Here is a 15479-nt window from a genome sequence, read left to right on the forward strand (position 1 = left end):
AGTCCTGTCGCGCCCCGATGTCGCTCACGACGGCCTGTCGGCTGCCAGAAGCGAAAACATCACGTGGTCGCGCCACTCCCCGTTTATCTTCAGATACTCCCGAAGGTAGCCTTCCTGCCGAAAGCCGGCCTTTTCAAGGAGACGGATGCTTCTTGTGTTGTCTGGAATACAGGCTGCCTCGATACGGTGCAACTGAAGGCTGGAAAAGATATAGGGTATGACCAGTTTCAGGGCACCGAACATGTGGCCCTGACCGGCATGGCGCTCGCCCATCCAGTAGCCGACCATGCAGCATTGCGCAGCACCACGCCTGATATAGCCGACCGTGAGGCCGCCCAGCAGCGTTTTCTCCGCCCGCTCGAAGACGAGCAGCGGCACGGCCTGGCCGGATGAAAATTCCTGTTCATTTCGGATGACGCGGGCCCGAAACGAACTTTCCGTCAGCTCGTCTCCCCGCCAGGTCGGCTCCCATGGCTCGAGAAAGCGTCGGCTTTCGGAGCGAAGCTGGTACCATTGCCGGTAATCATGAAAGCGCGGAAGGCGAAGCAGATGCCGGTCGTCGGCAAGTTCCACGGTGTCGGACTGCCGGGACAGAAACCGAAAAACCGATCGTGTCATTCATTCCTCCGCCCGCCTTGCCCAAAGCGCGTCTTTTTAAGAGATTATTCCGAGAGGCGCGATGACGTCAAATGTGGATGGTGCAAGAGAATGAAGGGCTGTTTCGAGCCGGATGCGCGCAAAGTGTCAGGCCAAGAAGCTTGGCACCTCGGACTGTCCACGGGCGCTGCCGCATCTCGGTCAGATGCTTGAGATTTGGGTATCTGCGGCCTATCCAGGAATTGTCATGTAGAACATCGCCGCTTGCCTGCGATGGAGGCGAGAGAGCTTGTTATGGAAGCTGGGCGGATCATTCTGCTAAACGGCACATCCAGTTCAGGCAAGTCGACCCTGGCGAGGGTGCTGCGGACGGCGCTACCCGAGCCATTCTGCTATTATGCTTCTGACCAACTGGCCGACGCGGGGTTCCGCACGATCAAGCGTGATGCCCGTCGGCATGGTCTTGAGCGCGCCCGGTTTTTCGACGGCTTCCATCGCTCCATTCTGTCCTTTGCCGAAGCCGGCAATGACCTGCTCGTCGAACATATCGTGGAGGAGGAAAGCTGGGCGCGCAGCCTGCAGCAATTGCTGGCGCCGCTGGATGTGTTCTGGATAGGCGTGCATGCTCCGATGGCGGAACTGGAGCGGAGAGAGTTGCAACGCGGCGACCGTTCTCCAGGCGAGGCAGTCTTTCACCTGAAAACCCACGACTATTGCACCTACGACCTGACGGTCGATACCAGCGAGCCGGAAGATGTCGTGGTTGAAAAGATCGTGACGGCATGGCGTGGTCGAACCCGCCGAGCGTTTAAAGCGTAGCAAGCCGCACGTTCTGCGTGATGGACGAAATCGGCCATCGGACGTCTGGAGACGGTTTATCTACCTGATCGATGTCCTCACGAAGAAGAAGGAGGCCAAGCCAACTACCGGCCACTATCGCGGGAAAATGGTCTTGTTTTGGTGCCATGCAAAAGCCGCATGCCTGCGGTGTAAGCATATGCATTTTCTCTGAGCAGGGGATCGACTATCTATTGATCAACGCAAGAGACACAGACGAAACAAACCCAAAGGATCAGACACATGAACATCTTCGCAAAGCTCAAGAAGAGTGCCGCTGAACGCCGCGCCGTCCGTGAACTCGGTGCCCTTGATGACCGCGCCCTGCAGGACCTCGGCATCTCCCGCGCCAACATCCAGGCTGCCGTCAAGGGCATGGTCGTTTTCGGCTGATACGGCTTCGGGGCAAGCGCCCCGCGCTACGAGGGATGACATCGGTGCGCCCGATGCGGCAGCGCCAGCCCGGTCATCCCTGATACCCGATCGGGATTCTCCCCCCAAGTCCCGACCAAGCAACCCGCCGCAAGGCGGGTTTTGTTTTTTGGGCACCCACCGTTGTCGACGCTCTCGTGTCCCGCTGCTATCACCGCAGGGCATGGACATCGAAAAAGCGGCCCCGTGAAAAACGTTCTCTTCATCTGCAGCCAGAACAAGCTCCGCAGCCCGACCGCCGAACAGGTGTTCGCAGACTGGCCGGGGATCGAAACCTCGTCGGCCGGCACCAACAATGACGCGGACAATCCGCTCTCAGCGGAAGAGATAGAATGGGCGAATATCGTGTTCGTGATGGAGAAGGCTCATCGCAGCAAGGTGCAGGCGCGATATCGCCGGGCTCTCAATGGAAAGCGGCTGATCTGCCTCGATATTCCGGATGACTATGTTTTCATGGACCCCGCGCTCATCGAGTTGCTGAAGGCGAAAGTGCCTCCGCATCTTTGAATGAGCTTGTCAGGCGAGGCAGTCTTCCCCTGACGGCCACAGTCGGGCCGTCAGGGATTTCAGGCTGCTCAGCTCGCCGCGCGATCGATGGTCCCGCGCGACAGCGAGCGGGTGATGTCGCCGGTCGGGACGAGGTGTTCCAGCGGGCCGATGGCCGAGATCGTCGGGACCGTGTCGAAGAACAGGCGGCCGGCGAGGTCGGTCAGGCGCTCGACGGTGATGCCTTCGAGGCGTTCCATCAGCTCTTCATTGGGGATCGGGCGGCCGTAGAGCATCATCTGGCGGGCGATCTGGCCGGCGCGGGCGGCCGGGCTTTCCTGGCCCATCAGAAGCTGGGCGCGGATTTGCGCGCGCGCGCGCTCGATTTCCTGCTGGTGGATGGTTTCCGACGACTTCTTCAGCTCGTCGAAGATGACGGGCATCAGTTCCGGCAGGTTTTCGCCGCCGGTTGCGGCATGGATGCCGAAGATGCCGGTATCGGAAAAGCCCCAGTGGAAGGCGTAGATCGAATAACACAGGCCGCGATGCTCGCGCACTTCCTGGAAGAGGCGGGAGGACATGCCGCCGCCGAGGATGTTGGCGAGGATCTGCGAACAGTAGAAATCGCGGGCGTGATAGGCCTTGCCCTCGAAGCCGAGCAGCACCTGCGCATCCATCAGGTCGCGCGTCTCGCGCACGTCGCCGCCGGTATAACGGGCGGGCTCGAAGACCGGCGAGACTTTTGGCGCGGTGGGCAGGCTCGAGAAGCGTTCTTCGACCTGCTTGACGAATTCGTCGTGCTTCACGGCGCCGGCCGCTACGACGAACATGCGGTCCGTCGTATAGTTGCGGTCGAGATAGCTGCGGATTTCGCCGGGCGAGAAGGAGAGGACTGTGTCCGGCGTGCCGAGAATGGCGCGGCCGATGATCTGGTCGCGATAGGCAACCTCGGAGAACTTGTCGAAGACGACGTCGTCGGGCGTGTCGTTGGCCGCGCCGATTTCCTGCAGGATGACGTGTTTCTCGCGGCGCAGCTCTTCGTCATCGAAGACGGATTCCGTCAGGATGTCGGCGAGGATGTCGACTGCGAGCGGGACGTGGTCCTTCAGCACGCGGGCATAGTAAGAGGTGGTTTCCGTCGAGGTGGCGGCGTTGACTTCGCCGCCGACATTTTCGATTTCCTCGGCGATCTGGCGGGCGGAGCGGCGCTCGGTGCCCTTGAAGGCCATGTGTTCCAGAAGATGGGCGATGCCGTGCTCGTCCGCGGTTTCGTTTCGCGACCCCGACTTGATCCATACGCCGAGAGCCACACTCTCGAGATGGGGCATGTTTTCGGTCACCACGGTCAACCCGGAAGCAAGCCGGGTGCACTCAACTTTCATCATGCGCACTTTCTGCGTTTTCAGCCTTTCCGCCGCCCGCGGGAAACCGGAAAGGCCCTCCCTTTAAACACGCAAATGCCGGGTGCAACCGCTCCCGGCCTTGCCTTAGCCCCGGATTCGCGAATGGTCGCCGATGAAGGCTTCCACGACGTCGAGCTCTGCGCTCAGCACGTCAAAACGCTCCTCCCTTTGCATCAAATCAGCAAGCCACGATGGAAGCGCCGGGTCAATACCGCACGCCGATTTTACTGCGGCGGGGAATTTTGCCGGATGCGCGGTGGCGAGCGTCACCATCGGAGAGCCCGGCTTTTCGTGTTTTGCAGCGACGAACACGCCGATCGCCGAATGTGGATCGAGCAGGTAGCCGGTCTCGGCGAGCGTCGTCTTGATGGTCTTTGCGACCTCTTTTTCCGAAGCGCGGCCCGCGCGGAATTTTTTCCGGATCGCCTTCAGTGCCTTGTCCTCAATCTCGAAGGCGCCCGACTGCTTGAGGCTTTCCATCGCGCGACGCACGGCACCCGCATCGCGGTCATAGGCTTCAAACAGCAGACGCTCGAAGTTCGAGGAGATCTGGATGTCCATCGACGGCGAGGTAGTCGCCTTGACGCCCTTCATCTCGTAACGGCCGGTCTTCATCGTGCGGGCGAGAATGTCGTTCTCGTTGGTGGCGATGACCAGTTTGTCGATCGGCAGGCCCATGCGCTTGGCGCCGTAGCCGGCGAAGATATCGCCGAAATTGCCGGTGGGAACGGTGAAGGAGACTTTCCGGTCCGGCGCGCCGAGGGCGACCGCCGTCGTGAAGTAATAGACGATCTGGGCCATGATGCGCGCCCAGTTGATCGAGTTGACGCCCGAGAGCTTCATGCCGTCACGGAATTTCGTGTCGTTGAACATCGCCTTCACGAGGTTCTGGCAGTCGTCGAAATTGCCTTTGATGGCGAGCGCGTGGACGTTCTTTTCCTTGGAGGTGGTCATCTGGCGCTGCTGCACCGGCGAGACCTTGCCCTCGGGGAAGAGGATGAAGATGTCGGTGCGCTCGCGGCCGGCAAAGGCGTCGATGGCGGCGCCACCCGTGTCGCCCGAGGTCGCGCCAACGATGGTGGCGCGCTCGCCGCGAACGGCAAGCGCATGGTCCATCAGGCGGGCGAGCAGCTGCATCGCCACGTCCTTGAAGGCGAGCGTCGTGCCATGGAACAGTTCCATGACGAAGGAATTCGGGCCGGTCTGCACCAGCGGCGCAATCGCCGGATGGCGGAACGTGGCATAGGCCTCGTCGATCATCGCGCGGAATTTATCGGCAGGGATGTCACCCTCGACGAAGGGCGAGAGAACCGTAAACGCGATCTCCTGATAGGATTTGCCGCGCAGCGCCCGGATCTCCTTCTTGGAGAAGGTCGGCCATTCGCGCGGTACATAGAGACCGCCGTCGCGGGCAAGCCCGGCGAGAAGCGCATCGGAGAAGCCGAGGGAAGGGGCCTCGCCCCGCGTCGAAACATAATCCACGTTCACAGGTCCTTGGAATGGTTGGGGGTTGCGGACGGGATCGTCCACCGGTCGTTCGGTCGCTGTGCTGCCATCGTCCTTCCGACCTTACCCGAAAGGCCACGCCTGCTGCAGGTCTCTTTGCGGCAGATCGTGGCAATGCCGTTGCGTGCGGCCCGTCGAAACGGGCCTCTCCGAAATTCTGCGGGCGGTTTCATTCGACAATCGATTTTTCGCCGCGTCGCTGCTATAGACCATCGCCTAGGGTCGTGAAAAGGCCCGTGAAACGAGTTCCGAAAGGCTTGGTCGCTGGGGGCGGGGCCTGATCGCAGGGGTAAAAGTAACGTGTTTGCAATGACGATCCGCCGCTTTCTCGGCATCTCCCTTCTCGCCCTCGTGGCCGGCTGCAACCAGACGGACAAGCCCGCCGATCTCGGCGTTTCCAGCGATACGGCCGGCGCCGGCACGCAGGTGACCGCCAATGCGCAACAGACGCAGGGCTCTGCCGTGATTCAGGGCGCCTGCCCGCAGGTCTATCTGCGCGACGGTACGTCCGTGCTGCGCCGCTACGCCAAGGGCGCCAAGGATGATCCATCGAAGTTGCTCTACCAGGTGACGCTTGCCGAAACGACGCGCCGCTGCGTGGTCAACGAAAGCCAGCTCGTTATGACGGTCATGGTCCAGGGCCGTATCGTCGTCGGCCCGGCCGGAAGCGCCGGCACCTCGGTCAATGTCCCAATCCGCGTGGCCGCCGCCGATGGCGACAACACGCTCTTCACGGATCTCGTGCAGTTCCCGGTCAACATTCCGGCCGAAGGCACGGCGCAGTTCGTCTTCACGAAGGACAACGTCACCATTCCCGGCGGCTCGGGCGGTTTCGTGCGCGCCTTCGTCGGCTTCGACGAAGGCCCGTACAACACGAAGTAACGGTCTCAACGCCATCCAGCAAAACGGCCGCGGAAGCATCTTCCGCGGCCGTTTTGTTTTCAGGTCTGAAAATAGATCAGATCGCTTCCTGCCATTCGGCAAGTGCCGCGATCACTTCGGGCAGGTCGGTCATGCGCGAGATCACGGTCTCGGCGCCGGCTTCCGTCAGACGGTCGGCATGCGAGGGATAGGTGTGCGAGGCGCCGGTGAAGCCGACGACGCGCATGCCGGCGGCGCGCGCACCGGCAATGCCATGCACCGAATCCTCTATGACCAGGGTGCGGGCCGGATTGGCGCCGAACTGCTTTGCGCCATGCAGGAAGATGTCCGGCTTCGGCTTGACGCGATCCGGACCGAGATCCTTGGCGGAATAGACATGGGGGGCGAAGACCTGCTTGAGGCCGACCTTCGAGAGCATCATGTCGAGGCGGTGCGAGGCCGAATTCGAGCAGATGCAATAGGGCTTGCGGATGCGCGACAGCATCGACTTGACGCCGTCGATGACCTTCACCTCGGCGGCAAGGCGCGCATCGAGCAGCTTTTCAGACTTGTCGAGCAGCGAGGCCGAGAGCGGAATGGAGGCTTCCCGCTCGATCGTCAGCAGGATGTTCTGCCAGGTCATGCCGGCGAAGCGCTCGCCCATTTCCTCGACGCCGATCGGATAGCCGGCCTCCGTCAGAAGCCGGGACTCGACCTCCGCCGCGATGATTTCCGAATCGACCAGAACACCGTCGCAGTCGAAAATGATGAGGTCGAAACCGTCCATGTCGTCGTCTTTCCTTTGGGAGCACCGATACGCCCGGCAAGCGTGGCTTCCCTACACCAAAGGGCCGAAGGCGACAATTGCCAGATTGGCAGGACTGTCGTGCTGCGACCCTGTGTTGAGGTTTTGCGAGGGTGAGTTGTGTTTTGCCGCTGCGCGCTGTTACCCTGGGAACAAGAATGTCGTGGGCGCGCCCTATAGTGCAGCCATTGACAGCACCAGTTCTACCAGGAGATCGAAATGGCAAGAGATCCGAATGGCAAGATCAAAGGCACCAGCGGCAATGACGTCCTGTGGGGCACTGCACGTGTTCTAAGCGACGGCACCTATGACAATTTCGTCGATTCCGATAGCGCAAGCGTCAATGGCGCCATCCGCGGCTACGGCGGCAACGACACCATCTTCGGGGATATCTACCAGAATCCCAAGGAAAACACGGAAGGTGACGTTGCCTATGGCGGTGACGGCGACGACCGTATCTTCGGCGATACAGGCACGGACGAGCCGAATTGGCAATACAACAGCCGCGGTGGTTCCGATACGCTCTATGGCGATGCCGGCAACGACAAGATCTACGGTCAGGGCGGCAACGACTATCTCCATGGCGGTGCCGGCAACGACCTGCTGGTCGGCGGCCTCAGCGGCGATACGCTCTATGGCGGTGACGGCGACGATGTTCTCTGGGCCGATATCGAGGGCGTCACCTATGCCGCGCAATCGCTGAACCGCCTTTACGGCGGCACGGGCCACGATACTCTCCGCGGTGGGGCCGGCAGCGACGATCTTTACGGCGAGGCCGGCAACGACAAGCTCTATGGCGGCGCGGGAGACGACGACATGGAGGGCGGCGACGGTGCCGATATTCTCTATGGCGGCGCCGGCAATGACGTCATGAATGGAGCCGATCTCTACGGAAAGGCCGACGGCGTCGACCGCCTCTACGGCGAAGCCGGCAATGACGACATGAAGGGCGGTGCCGGTAACGATTATCTTTCGGGCGGCTCTGGCGACGACTACTTGGATGGCGGTGTCGGCAACGACTATGTCGATGGCGGCACGGGCGCCGACACTTTCGTCTGCGGCGCCGGTAACGACACCTATGTCATCGACAATGCCAAGGATACGCTCCGCTTCGACTACTATGATACCGGGACGGACACCATCAGGTCCTCTATCAGCTGGAGCCTCGGCAACTATCAGGAAAACCTCACCCTGACCGGCACGGCCGCCATCTCCGGCACCGGCAATGACGCACGCAACATCATGCGTGGCAATGACGGGGCGAATACCCTGAACGGCAAGGGCGGAAACGACTTGATTTCCGCCGGAGCGGGCCTGGACAAGGTCTATGGTGGAATGGGCGCCGATGATCTCTATGGCGGCTCCGGCAAGGATATCTTCGTCTTCAAGTCGATCAAGGAATCGACTGTTGCCGCAAGCGGCCAGGATACGATCTACGATTTTGTCCGCGGTGATCGTATCGACCTGTCGGCCATCGATGCCAACACCACGGTCACCAACAACCAGGCCTTTACCTTCATTGCCAACGAAGGCGGCTTTACCGGCAAGGCGGGGCAGCTGATATACGACAGGCAGGCATCAGATACCTACATTTACGGCGATGTGAACGGCGACAAGACGGCCGACTTCAAGATCCACCTCGATGACGCCGTGACACTGCTGAAGGGCGATTTCATCCTGTAGCCGGTATCGCGTCGCAGGAGGCTTTGAGGGGCGGCTTACGGGCCGCCCTTTGCATTTACGGAAACAGCGCCGTGAATTGCCGTTCGCCTTCGGGCGTGAAGCGGATGGCACGGCTGTCCTTCTCGCGTCTGGCCCAGCCGTCGGCGATGAAGCGGCCAAGCAGCGCCTCGCCGAGCGAACCGGCAAGATGCGAGCGCCGTTCGCTCCAGTCGAGACAGGTGCGGCAGACCGGACGGCGCTGGGCTTTCAGCGATGACACGTCGATGCCGAGAGCCGCGATGCGGGCCTCGCCGCTCAGTGTCAGGTCCGCCTCGTCACCGTCGAGCATGACATCACCGTCTGCCACCAGCCGATCCAGCATGCGCACGCCAAAATCGCCGGCGAGATGGTTGTAGCAGACCCTCGCCTTGCGCAGCGCCGGATCCTTCGGGCCGGGGCGGGTGCGCATGAGGCCGCGATTAGCGGCAAAGCCCATGATGTTTTCGAGAAGCAGGCCCACCTCGTCGTCGGATAGAGCGAAATAGCGGTGCCGCCCCTGCTTGCGCTGGGCGACGAGGCCACCGGTCTCGAGCTTCGACAGATGGGAACTGGCCGTCTGCAGCGTGATGCCGGCCGCGCCCGCAAGCTCGGTCGCCGTCAGCGCCTGGCCGCCCATCAGGGCGGTCAGCATGTTGGCGCGGGCGGGATCGCCGATCAGCGCGCCGATCTGAGAAATGTCAGGTCCTTCCTTCATACTTCGATCATAGTCGAAGCATTCGCGCATGGCAATGTGGGAGAAGGGGGCATCGCGAAAACAAGGAGACGACGATGATCACCTGCTTCATCCGCTACGAAATCGACCCCTTCCGCAAGGATGCTTTCGCCACCTATGCGCAGACCTGGGGCCAGGCGATCCCGCGCTGCGGCGCCGATCTCATCGGCTATTTCGGCCCGCATGAGGGCTCGTCGACCACGGCCTACGGCGTCTACAATATCGAGAGCTTCGCCGCCTACGAGGCCTATCGCGCTCGGCTTGCTGCCGATCCGCTCGGGCGGGAGAACTACGATTTTGCCCGCAAGGAGCGTTTCATCCTGAAGGAAGACCGCATCTTCCTGAAGAACGTCTCGTTGCCGCATGCGCCGAGGATTGCGTCATGATCGCCGTCATCTTCGAAGTGGTGCCCGCACCCGGCCGCATGGATCTCTATCTCGACACCGCCCGCGACCTGCGCCCGCTGCTCGACGGCATCGATGGTTTCCTGTCCATCGAGCGCTTTCGCAGCCTCACCGACCCGACCCGTCTTCTCTCGCTCTCCTTCTGGCGCGACGAGACGGCGGTGAAGGCATGGCGCACGACCGAGGAACACCGCGCCGCCCAGTCCCTTGGCCGTGGCGGCGTATTCGACGCCTATCGGCTGCGCATCGCGAGCGTGGTGAGGGATTATGGGCTGAACGACCGGGATGAGGCGCCGGAGGACAGCCGAAGCTTTCATGCGGCGTAGCTATATCGAGCCGACGTCACGTATCCTCCCCATTCCGGGAGAGCAAGGCGCACTCTCTGCTCCAAAGAATGTGCCGTCCCTCTCCTACGTCATCCTCGGCCTTGAGCCGAGGATCCATACATCCCCACCGCATCGCTTGTGCGTGGATCCTCCGGGTCAAGCCCGAGGATGACTTTGGAGGGGAGGAGGCCTTCCGCCTTCTATCGCACTACTGAACCGTCACTTCCGAGCGCTCCCCGGCCTTGACGGTCGCCTTGCCCTCCTTCGGTGCCGTGTCGCCCTCATACTTCACGCGCACAACATAGTCGCCGGGTGGCAGGGTGTCCTGCCATTCGGTGCCGTAATTGTAGGACATGGATTTCTGGTTGCCCTGGATGTCCTTGGCGGCGCTGAGGATTTCGATGAAGCTGCCGCCCGGTGCCGAGATCGCCAGCACGCCGGCATTGAGGTTGACGACCACCTCCTTCATCTCGCCTGCCTTGAGGCTGATCGGAACCTCGCCGGTCGCCGAGCCGAGCTTGGCGGTGAGCACGAGGTCGCCGGTGGGAACGTCGAGTTTGGTGCCGGTGCCATAGCCATAGGTGACGCTCTTGCGCGTGCCGTCGATGGCTTTCTTCGCCTCGACAACCTCGAAGAATACGTTGCCGGAATCGACTTCCGGTCCGCCCTCGGCATAGACGGCCTTGTTGATCACGCTGCCGGAGCCGATGACGAGGTCGCGTTCGAGCGTTTCGCCGGCCTTGACCGAGAAGCTCTCCGAGACCTTGGAGGGGCCGATCGTGCCGTTGACCGTCACATCGCCGGCCGAGGCATAGAATTTCGCCTTGCCGTAATAGGTGGTGGAATAGCCGCCGAAAGCGATCTCGAGGGCGGCATTGCCATCGGCCTCCGTATCCTGCGGCGTGCGCTTCGGCGTGAGGATGACCAGGCCGGCGTCGAAATTGACGAAGGGTTTTGCGACCGCACCGTCCTTCGTCTCGAAGGGCACCTCCCGCTTGATCGCGCTTTGCAGCGTGGCCACGGCCACATATCTGCCCGGCGGGTAGTTGCCGGAATATTTGCCCTTGTACTGCGTTTCGACCGTGTCGCCGGCCGGCGCTCCATTGGCATCCGCCTTGTAGATCTGCCAGAAGACGTCGCTGTTATCGCCAAGCGAGGGGCCACCCTCGGAAAGCACGCTGTCGAACTCGGTGTTGAACTCGATAGCGGGCGCGGGTTCCGGTTCGGCGACCGCCACCTCTTCCTGCTTCGGCTTCGCCATCGGCGCTTCCGCCACCGTCTCGGTCAGTGCCGCGACGAGCTGGGTGGCGTCGGAGGCCTGGAAATATTTGCCGCCGGTGTTTTCGGCAAGGCAGGCCACCTGCTTGCCTTCCTCTTCCGTCAGGCCAAAGCCGACGACATGGGTGGTGAAATCGACGCCCTTCTTCTCCAGTGCGGAGGCGAGTGCGCAAGGATCGGCCTCGCAGGTCTCCAGCCCATCCGTCACCAGCACGACGGTCGCCTTTTCCTCGGTATATTTGAGGATATCGGCCGCCTGCTCGACGGACTGGCTGAGCGGCGTCTTGCCCTTCGGGCTGAGCCCGTTGACGAAGGCGGTGATCGCGTTCTCCGTGCCCGCACCCGGCGGCACGGCAAGCTCGATGTCGCTGCACGAGCCCTTTTCCCGGTGGCCGTAGACCATCAGGCCAAGCTCGGTTCCCACGGGTACCGATTTCAGCACCGTGCCGAGCGTCTCGCGGGCGATGTCGATCTTCGAGCGCCCGTCGATCTGGCCCCACATGGAGCCGGAGGCGTCGAGCACGATCATCGTCTTGTCGGCGGCAATGGTCTCAGTGGCGGCAAGAAGCCCCGCCAGAAGCAGGAAGGCGGCTTTCAGTCGCAAGGCAAATCCTCCTCGTTTTCACCGCAAAACCCGGCCGTCCGCGCCGGCAGGCTCAGCTCTCTCCCTTCGGAAACGTGCGGGCAGCGGAGGATATTCGCAACGGCTTGAATTCATCCGGAAAGTGCCGCGACGAAACGGTTTTCGCTTTTTCTCCAAAGCCTTCAGCCTTTGGTAACCATCTTCGGTAACCATAAGCACCATCACGTTCCGTTCCGAGTCAGCGTATCAGCGAGTATCACATGCCATCTGTTCTTTCGCTTGCAGACGTCTCCCGTTCGCCCCGCAAGAGCGGTTGGCTCGATACGATCATCAAGGGCGATTGCGTCGCGGCGCTCGAAGCGCTTCCCGACCAGTCCGTCGACGTCATCTTCGCGGATCCGCCGTACAACCTCCAGCTTGGCGGTGCGCTGCATCGTCCCGACCAGAGCCTCGTCGATGCCTGCGACGACGAATGGGACCAGTTCGCCTCCTTCCAGGCCTACGATGCCTTCACCCGCGCCTGGCTGCTGGCCTGCCGCCGCGTGCTGAAGCCCTCGGGCACCATCTGGGTCATCGGCTCCTACCACAACATTTTCCGCGTCGGCGTGACGCTGCAGGATCTCAATTTCTGGATCCTCAACGACATCGTCTGGCGCAAGACCAACCCGATGCCGAACTTCAAGGGTCGCCGGTTCCAGAACGCGCACGAGACGATGATCTGGGCGACGCGCGATCCCAAGGCCAAGGGCTATACGTTCAACTACGATGCCATGAAGGCGGCCAATGACGACGTGCAGATGCGTTCGGACTGGCTGTTCCCGATCTGCAGCGGCGGCGAGCGCCTGAAGGGCGACGACGGCAAGAAGGTGCATCCGACGCAGAAGCCCGAAGCGCTGCTCGCCCGCATCCTGATGGCCTCCTCCAAGCCCGGCGACGTGGTGCTCGACCCGTTCTTCGGCTCCGGCACGACGGGCGCGGTAGCCAAGCGCCTCGGCCGCCACTTCGTCGGCATCGAGCGCGAGCAGGCCTATATCGATGCCGCCCGCGAGCGTATCGATGCGGTGGAACCGCTCGGCAGCGGCACGCTTTCGGTGATGACCGGCAAGAAGGCCGAACCGCGCGTCGCCTTCAACACGCTGATCGAAAGCGGCCTGATCGCACCCGGCACGGTGCTGACGGACGCCCGCCGCCGCCACAGCGCCATCGTGCGCGCAGACGGCACGCTCGCCTCGGGCAATGACGCCGGCTCGATCCACCGCGTCGGCGCCAAGGTGCAGGGGCTCGATGCCTGCAACGGCTGGACCTTCTGGCACTATGCCGATGGGGCCGAGCTGAAGCCGATCGACGACCTGCGCGCCGTGGTGCGCGCCGGAATGGCCGGCATCGAGTAAGCTGCCCAACCCGAATTATACGTTTCTCCAGCTGCGGCCTCCGGTGTTCCCTGCATCGGGGGCTGTGGCTGTTTTGAGGGGGCGGACGGCTCTATCTTTTCGACAGGATTCCCAAACTTCCACGCCGCCGATTCAGGTGATGTTAACCATCAGCGGCTTACTGTGATCCAGCAAATACATCAGGCCAAGCAACGGAAATCGTTGTGAAAAGCTAGGGCCGATCAACCGGCCCGGCAGGCAGGATATCGCTTTTCCGGTTTTTGTACCTTCAGTCCCGGAAATGCGAAAACGCCCGGAGCTCACAAGGCTCCGGGCGTTTCGGTTTTGGGCTCGTTGCGGCTCTGCTTAGAGCGCGATGCCATGGGCGGCGAGATCGCTCTTCAGCTTTTCCGGATCGGTGAACAGCACGGCATTCCAGCCGGCCAGCCGCGCACCCTCGACATTGGCCGGCGCGTCGTCGATGAACAGCGTGTGGGCGGGCGAGAGGCCGAAATCGCGACTATGCTTCTCATAGATCGCGCGGTCCGGCTTGATCAGGCCGATCTCGCCCGAAACGGTCACACCGCGCGGCATGTCGAGGAAGGGAAACAGCTTGCGCGCTTCCTTAAACGTGTCGGCCGCGAAATTCGTCAGCATGGTCACGTCGCGGCCCTCCTGGATAAGCGCCTCCATGATCGCGACGCTCTCGACATAGGCGTGCGAGACCATTTCATGCCAGTGTTTGCGGAATGCGCGGATGTGCTCGACCCGGTCGGGATGCGCCTCGATCAAAAGTGCCTCGGCATCCTCCCACTTGCGGCCGCGATCCTGCTCCAGGTTCCAGTCGTGTGTGCAGACATTGGTGAAGAACCAGTTGCGTTCCGCATCGTCGGGAATGAGGCGGGTGAACGGGATATGCGGATCGTAATGGATCAGCACCTTGCCGATGTCGAAAACGATGTGGCGGATTTCGATGCTGGTCATGCGTTCCTCGTTTTGTCGAATGCGTCGGGTATGGCCTGTTTTATTGCCTTCTTCATGACGGTCGGCAGCGCCTCGCCGTCGAGCGTCGCCTTCGGTTGCCACCATCCGCCGTCCTTTGCCGTGCCGCGCGGCACGCGCGAGCGATAGACGGTGAGGCGCAGCTCGAAATGCGTGAAGACATGGGTGACGGTGCCGGTGGGGTGCCAGTCGGCGGGGAAGGGGGCGGCGGTGGTCGCGGTGTCGCCGTCGATGCGCGCCGTCCAGGCGCTGCCGGGCACTTCCGTCATGCCGCCGAGCAGGCCGCTCTCGATGCGCTTGCGCAGAAACACCGCACCGTCCTCATCCTCAGCCACGAAGGCAGCCCCCAGGCGCACCGGCTTCTCCTTCTTCGCCGCCTTGCGCGGAAAAAGTTCGGGATCGTCGCGGCCGAGCACGCGACAGTCCGCATTGAGCGGACAGAGCGCACAGGCGGGCCGGCGCGGCGTGCAGATCGTGGCGCCGAGATCCATCATCGCCTGGGCGAAATCGCCCGGCCGGTCCTCCGGTGTCATCGCGGCGACAAGTGCCCGCATTTCCGGCTTTGCCGCGGGAAGCGGCGTCTCGATGGCATGAAGGCGCGAGATGACGCGCTCGACATTGCCGTCGAGCACCGCGCTTTTACGGTTGAAGGCGATGGCGGCAATGGCGGCGGCGGTATAGTCGCCGATGCCGGGCAGGGCCTTCAGCCCATCCTCCGTATCGGGAAACACCCCGCCATGCTCGAAGGCGACCGCCTCGGCGCATTTCTTGAGATTGCGCGCGCGGGCATAATAGCCGAGCCCCGCCCAGGACTTCATCACATCCTCGTTGTCGGCCTTGGCAAGATCCGCAACCGTTGGCCAGCGCGCGGTGAAGAGCGCGAAATAGGATTTTACCGCCTGCACCGTCGTCTGCTGCAGCATGACCTCCGACAGCCAGATGCGATAGGGATCGGGTTTGACCCCGGCCGCTGCCATCGGCGGGCTCACGCGCCAGGGCAGGTCGCGGTGGTGCTTGTCGTACCAGGCGAGGATAAGGTCGGCGGGCGCCATGGTCCGGTAAGCTTGGGTCATGATTTGCCTGAACGGGATCGAAGCGCCTATAACTGGCGGACTGATCCGTGATGTTCAAGTGCTTCGCGGGTGAAACAGGAAT

General features: G+C 62.2%; 16 protein-coding genes. 8 read left to right on the plus strand and 8 right to left on the minus strand.

What is annotated here, in order from left to right:
* Positions 1 to 24 precede the first annotated feature (24 nt).
* Positions 25 to 618: a GNAT family N-acetyltransferase gene (locus tag MUU55_RS07790; RefSeq protein WP_244760209.1), complete on the minus strand. Its 594-nt coding sequence runs from the start codon at positions 616 to 618 to the stop codon at positions 25 to 27.
* 273 nt (positions 619 to 891) lie between these two features.
* Between MUU55_RS07790 and MUU55_RS07795 the strand changes: the two genes are divergently transcribed.
* The 3 genes from MUU55_RS07795 to MUU55_RS07805 all read left to right on the plus strand — a co-directional run bounded on the left by MUU55_RS07795 (position 892) and on the right by MUU55_RS07805 (position 2373).
* Positions 892 to 1416, plus strand: coding sequence for a chloramphenicol phosphotransferase CPT family protein (locus MUU55_RS07795; protein WP_244760210.1), 525 nt, complete (start codon positions 892 to 894; stop codon positions 1414 to 1416).
* A 261-nt stretch (positions 1417 to 1677) separates the two neighbouring features.
* Positions 1678 to 1827 (plus strand): DUF1127 domain-containing protein, encoded by a 150-nt coding sequence (locus tag MUU55_RS07800; RefSeq protein WP_244760211.1) that lies wholly within the window; start codon positions 1678 to 1680, stop codon positions 1825 to 1827.
* A 225-nt stretch (positions 1828 to 2052) separates the two neighbouring features.
* On the plus strand, positions 2053 to 2373 hold the full coding sequence (locus MUU55_RS07805) for a low molecular weight protein tyrosine phosphatase family protein (RefSeq protein ID WP_244760896.1): 321 nt from the start codon (positions 2053 to 2055) through the stop codon (positions 2371 to 2373).
* Positions 2374 to 2441: 68 nt separating this feature from the next.
* Here the strand turns inward: MUU55_RS07805 and MUU55_RS07810 are convergent, their stop codons facing one another.
* Together MUU55_RS07810 and thrC are read right to left on the minus strand one after the other, a co-directional pair.
* Positions 2442 to 3737, minus strand: a complete 1296-nt coding sequence (locus tag MUU55_RS07810) for a M16 family metallopeptidase (RefSeq protein WP_244760212.1) — start codon at positions 3735 to 3737, stop codon at positions 2442 to 2444.
* Positions 3738 to 3839: 102 nt separating this feature from the next.
* A complete protein-coding gene (gene thrC, locus MUU55_RS07815) occupies positions 3840 to 5237 on the minus strand; it encodes a threonine synthase (protein ID WP_244760213.1) in 1398 nt (465 codons plus the stop codon).
* Positions 5238 to 5570: 333 nt separating this feature from the next.
* Here thrC and MUU55_RS07820 point away from each other — a divergent pair, with 333 nt between their 5' ends.
* Positions 5571 to 6143, plus strand: a complete 573-nt coding sequence (locus MUU55_RS07820) for a hypothetical protein (protein ID WP_244760214.1) — start codon at positions 5571 to 5573, stop codon at positions 6141 to 6143.
* 76 nt (positions 6144 to 6219) lie between these two features.
* Here the strand turns inward: MUU55_RS07820 and MUU55_RS07825 are convergent, their stop codons facing one another.
* Positions 6220 to 6909 (minus strand): HAD family hydrolase, encoded by a 690-nt coding sequence (locus MUU55_RS07825; protein WP_244760215.1) that lies wholly within the window; start codon positions 6907 to 6909, stop codon positions 6220 to 6222.
* Positions 6910 to 7146: 237 nt separating this feature from the next.
* Between MUU55_RS07825 and MUU55_RS29075 the strand changes: the two genes are divergently transcribed.
* The gene (locus MUU55_RS29075; protein ID WP_280518888.1) at positions 7147 to 8610 is read left to right on the plus strand and encodes a calcium-binding protein; all 1464 of its coding nucleotides are present in this window, start codon (positions 7147 to 7149) and stop codon (positions 8608 to 8610) included.
* Between the two features lie 55 nt (positions 8611 to 8665).
* Here the strand turns inward: MUU55_RS29075 and MUU55_RS07840 are convergent, their stop codons facing one another.
* Positions 8666 to 9343 (minus strand): ArsR/SmtB family transcription factor, encoded by a 678-nt coding sequence (locus tag MUU55_RS07840; protein WP_244760216.1) that lies wholly within the window; start codon positions 9341 to 9343, stop codon positions 8666 to 8668.
* 74 nt (positions 9344 to 9417) lie between these two features.
* Between MUU55_RS07840 and MUU55_RS07845 the strand changes: the two genes are divergently transcribed.
* Both MUU55_RS07845 and MUU55_RS07850 read left to right on the plus strand, forming a co-directional pair.
* On the plus strand, positions 9418 to 9747 hold the full coding sequence (locus MUU55_RS07845) for an NIPSNAP family protein (RefSeq protein WP_244760217.1): 330 nt from the start codon (positions 9418 to 9420) through the stop codon (positions 9745 to 9747).
* A complete protein-coding gene (locus tag MUU55_RS07850) occupies positions 9744 to 10091 on the plus strand; it encodes an antibiotic biosynthesis monooxygenase family protein (protein WP_244760218.1) in 348 nt (115 codons plus the stop codon). The genes MUU55_RS07845 and MUU55_RS07850 overlap by 4 nt, the downstream gene beginning before the upstream one ends.
* A gap of 208 nt (positions 10092 to 10299) precedes the next feature.
* On the opposite strand, the gene MUU55_RS07855 is transcribed toward MUU55_RS07850, so the two are convergent.
* Positions 10300 to 11973 carry a vWA domain-containing protein gene (locus MUU55_RS07855; protein ID WP_244760219.1) on the minus strand — a complete coding sequence of 558 codons (1674 nt, stop codon included), beginning with the start codon at positions 11971 to 11973 and terminating at the stop codon, positions 10300 to 10302.
* 239 nt (positions 11974 to 12212) lie between these two features.
* Here MUU55_RS07855 and MUU55_RS07860 point away from each other — a divergent pair, with 239 nt between their 5' ends.
* On the plus strand, positions 12213 to 13343 hold the full coding sequence (locus MUU55_RS07860) for a site-specific DNA-methyltransferase (RefSeq protein WP_244760220.1): 1131 nt from the start codon (positions 12213 to 12215) through the stop codon (positions 13341 to 13343).
* A 345-nt stretch (positions 13344 to 13688) separates the two neighbouring features.
* On the opposite strand, the gene MUU55_RS07865 is transcribed toward MUU55_RS07860, so the two are convergent.
* Entirely contained in the window at positions 13689 to 14306 is a 618-nt protein-coding gene (locus MUU55_RS07865; RefSeq protein ID WP_244760221.1) for an HAD family hydrolase, read from the minus strand.
* Positions 14303 to 15397 carry an A/G-specific adenine glycosylase gene (gene mutY / locus MUU55_RS07870; protein WP_244760222.1) on the minus strand — a complete coding sequence of 365 codons (1095 nt, stop codon included), beginning with the start codon at positions 15395 to 15397 and terminating at the stop codon, positions 14303 to 14305. Before mutY ends, MUU55_RS07865 begins: the two co-directional genes overlap by 4 nt.
* Between the last annotated feature and the right edge of the window lie 82 nt (positions 15398 to 15479).

The organism is Shinella curvata (assembly GCF_022899935.1).
GTDB lineage: Bacteria > Pseudomonadota > Alphaproteobacteria > Rhizobiales > Rhizobiaceae > Shinella > Shinella curvata.